General features: G+C 53.0%; 4 protein-coding genes. 2 read left to right on the top strand and 2 right to left on the bottom strand.

The window, feature by feature from the left end; translation table 11 throughout:
• Positions 1 to 105 precede the first annotated feature (105 nt).
• On the bottom strand, positions 106 to 303 hold the full coding sequence (locus ACTBDZ_RS16100; protein WP_438816058.1) for a hypothetical protein: 198 nt from the start codon (positions 301 to 303) through the stop codon (positions 106 to 108).
• A gap of 272 nt (positions 304 to 575) precedes the next feature.
• On the opposite strand from ACTBDZ_RS16100, the gene ACTBDZ_RS16095 reads away from it, so the two are divergent.
• A complete protein-coding gene (locus ACTBDZ_RS16095) occupies positions 576 to 2,900 on the top strand; it encodes a Tex family protein (RefSeq protein WP_438816057.1) in 2,325 nt (774 codons plus the stop codon).
• A gap of 49 nt (positions 2,901 to 2,949) precedes the next feature.
• Here the strand turns inward: ACTBDZ_RS16095 and ACTBDZ_RS16090 are convergent, their stop codons facing one another.
• The gene (locus ACTBDZ_RS16090) at positions 2,950 to 3,177 is read right to left on the bottom strand and encodes a YdgH/BhsA/McbA-like domain containing protein (protein WP_438816056.1); all 228 of its coding nucleotides are present in this window, start codon (positions 3,175 to 3,177) and stop codon (positions 2,950 to 2,952) included.
• Between the two features lie 270 nt (positions 3,178 to 3,447).
• On the opposite strand from ACTBDZ_RS16090, the gene ACTBDZ_RS16085 reads away from it, so the two are divergent.
• Positions 3,448 to 3,540 (top strand): hypothetical protein (locus ACTBDZ_RS16085; protein ID WP_438816059.1); only part of this gene is annotated, 93 nt, incomplete at its 3' end.

Genomic DNA, 3,540 nt, shown 5'->3' with positions numbered 1-3,540 from the left:
TGGGATTGTTAGTATGAATCATGAGAGTTACCTCGTGTTTTGTATAAGGATTGGACACCCATATCAAAACCGGTAACTCTCAACCTTGCAAGGTCCAGTGTCAGATCAAGTCGCGACTAATACAATATAGGTGATGGCGGATTCACACCCGGCCGTGTTATTAAACCCCGGATCGTAGCTACACAGCCCCTGCGCACCTAACGGACGAATGTCTACGGCCTCTTTGCCCAACACGCCCGCACGCACATTAAGTGCAATGTTCTTTTTTCCTTCCATCGTCAGGATGGATTTCTTGACTGTCATTATTCTTTCTCCCGTCCGAATGCGCCTTTCACCAACATGACACCCCATAACGCGAATCTGTGCCGCATTACCGTAACACAGCCAGAGCACACTCCGTACCGCACCTTTCCTTAATACGCGAAAAAAGGCTTCAAATTCGAACAATTCGCTGAAAAATTGACATAGGTAAATTTTCTGAGAGGTCATAATGCCGACTGGCATTTTTGCTACGCAATCCGTATAACTGTCCCCGATTAGTTAACTCACCCCTTGATGATGATTGAATTCCGATTATGAATGATGCATTGAGCCAGATTATCGCCAGCGAATTGCAGGCGCGAAAGGAGCAGATTGACGCCGCAGTCCGCCTGCTGGACGAAGGGAACACCGTACCGTTCATCGCTCGTTACCGTAAAGAAGTGACTGGCGGGTTGGATGATACCCAACTGCGCCAGTTGGAAACCCGCCTCGGTTACTTGCGCGAACTGGAAGAACGGCGTCAGACCATTCTGAAATCGATCGAAGAGCAAGGAAAATTAACACCGCCGCTGGCTTTGGCGATTAACGGCACCCTGAGTAAGACAGAGCTGGAAGATCTCTATCTGCCGTACAAGCCCAAACGCCGTACTTGTGGACAAATTGCCATCGAAGCCGGGCTGGAACCGCTGGCAGACAGCCTGTGGCAAGACCCGAGCCAGGTGCCTGAAGAGGCGGCACTGGCCTATGTCGCCGAAGACAAAGGCGTTGCCGATGTCAAAGCCGCGCTGGACGGTGCGCGCTACATTCTGATGGAGCGTTTCGCAGAAGATGCCATCTTGCTTGCCAAGGTGCGTGACTATTTGTGGAAAAATGCCCATCTGGTCGCACGCGTGGTTGAAGGCAAAGAAGATGAAGGCGCGAAGTTCCGCGACTACTTTGCCCATCAAGAACCGATCGCCAGCGTGCCATCACACCGTGCACTGGCGATGTTTCGCGGCCGCAACGAAGGAGTACTGCAACTCGCCCTGAACGCCGACCCACAGTTTGACGAGCCGCCGCGCGAAAGCCAGGGTGAACAGATCATCCTTTCACACCTGAATTTGCAGCTTAACAACGCTCCTGCCGACAGTTGGCGTCGTGCGGTGATCAACTGGACCTGGCGTATCAAGGTACTGTTGCATCTGGAAACCGAGCTGATGGGCACCGTGCGTGAAAAGGCCGAAGAAGAAGCCATCAATGTGTTTGCACGCAACCTGCACGATCTGCTGATGGCCGCGCCTGCCGGAATGCGCGCCACCATGGGGCTCGATCCGGGTTTGCGCACGGGCGTGAAAGTCGCGGTGGTAGATGCAACCGGAAAACTGGTTGCCACGGATACGATTTACCCACATACCGGACAGGCTGCCAAGGCGGCCCCGATCATCGCGGCACTGTGCGTTAAGCATCAGGTAGAACTCGTGGCGATTGGCAACGGCACCGCATCACGTGAAACAGAACGTTTCTTCCTCGATACACAAAAACAGTTCCCGGCAATCAATGCCCAGAAGGTGATTGTCAGTGAGGCTGGTGCTTCGGTGTATTCTGCATCAGAGCTGGCGGCGCTGGAATTCCCCAGTCTGGATGTTTCCCTGCGCGGTGCGGTTTCTATTGCGCGTAGATTGCAGGACCCTCTGGCAGAGTTGGTGAAGATCGATCCCAAATCCATCGGTGTCGGCCAATACCAGCACGATGTGAGCCAGGTGCAACTGGCGAAAAAGCTTGATGCGGTGGTGGAAGACTGCGTTAACGCCGTGGGCGTCGATCTGAATACAGCATCAGTGGCGCTGCTGACGCGTGTTGCTGGGCTCAGCAAAATGATGGCGCAGAATATTGTCAATTGGCGTGACGAAAACGGACGCTTTGACAACCGTCAGCAGTTGCTCAAGGTCAGTCGCCTGGGGCCAAAAGCCTTCGAACAGTGCGCCGGATTCCTGCGTATCAACCACGGCGATAACCCACTGGATGCCTCGACGGTTCACCCAGAAGCCTACCCGGTGGTCGAACGCATTCTGGAAGCCACACGCCAGACACTGCGCGATTTGATGGGTAACTCCGCCGCCCTGCGCAAACTCAAGGCGGTGGATTTCACTGACACTCGCTTCGGCTTACCCACGGTGACAGACATCGTGAAAGAGTTGGAAAAACCTGGGCGCGATCCTCGACCGGAGTTTAAAACCGCTGCGTTCGCCGAAGGGGTGGAAACGCTCAACGATCTGCTGCCGGGTATGGTGCTCGAAGGTGCGGTCACCAACGTCACCAACTTTGGCGCTTTCGTGGATATTGGCGTACATCAGGATGGCTTGGTGCACATTTCGTCGCTGTCCGATCGCTATGTCGACGATCCGCACAAGGTGGTGAAAGCCGGTGATATTGTGAAGGTCAAGGTGCTGGAAGTCGATCTGCAACGTAAGCGTATCGCGCTGACCATGCGCCTCGATGAACAACCGGGTGACACCCCGTCACGCCGTAGCGCCAGCGGAGCCCAACGCAACACCGGATCTCGCCCAGCTCATCATGCACCGCGTGCAAAACAGCCGCAGAGCTCAGCAGGCAATAGCGCCATGAGCGATGCACTGGCCGCCGCATTTAAAAAACGTTAAAAAGCAAAGGGAGCCATTGGCTCCCCTTGTAACATTTGCTCGACTTCACTTATTTATACAGAACTGCCGTGCCGCGCAGTTGGTTATCACCGGTAGCAGAAACGATACGGTAAGAAGATGCACCTGCTGCCTGTGCTTTAGCGGCAACTTGCGATTCAAAACCGCTCAGCGTTTTAGCGCCACTCACGGAAACGGTACCTATCTGCTCTGCGGCGAAGGTGCCGAAAGAGAGAGAAGTCAGGGCCAGTACTGCTGCAAAAGTTTTGATGATTTTCATGATGCTAATCCTTATCTCTGTGGTTAGGTAGAAAGCGAAGTGCTTTCGATGGGGATAAGAATAGCGCCACCACTCGATAATGAATAGCTAAGTGATTTGCTGTGGTAAGTCAATTTTTTTGAACAAAAAATTATTACCGGTTTCGATCTGTTATTCTGACGTCATCAGCTGATGGGGCCAGGATACCCCACTACGGGCTTTGTTGAATAAATAGAAAGTTTGGGTAATCATCGGAACAGATCACCATAGTTGTTTCAAAATCAGGTCTCCATGGCAAAACAAAATTTTAAAATCACTAACTGGCCCTCCTATAACAAGGCCCTCAAGCAGCGCGGTTCTCTAACCGTATGGCTAGGCTGTGTC

The organism is Symbiopectobacterium sp., from assembly GCF_051710365.1.
GTDB lineage: Bacteria > Pseudomonadota > Gammaproteobacteria > Enterobacterales > Enterobacteriaceae > Symbiopectobacterium.
This window is presented reverse-complemented; position numbering and strand designations above follow the sequence as displayed.

Bases quoted from the DNA above. Each gene is read 5' to 3' on its own strand.
- ACTBDZ_RS16100 (WP_438816058.1), bottom strand. From the start codon at position 303: ATGACAGTCAAGAAATCCATCCTGACGATGGAAGGAAAAAAGAACATT.
- ACTBDZ_RS16090 (WP_438816056.1), bottom strand. From the start codon at position 3,177: ATGAAAATCATCAAAACTTTTGCAGCAGTACTGGCCCTGACTTCTCTC.
- ACTBDZ_RS16095 (WP_438816057.1), top strand. From the start codon at position 576: ATGAATGATGCATTGAGCCAGATTATCGCCAGCGAATTGCAGGCGCGA.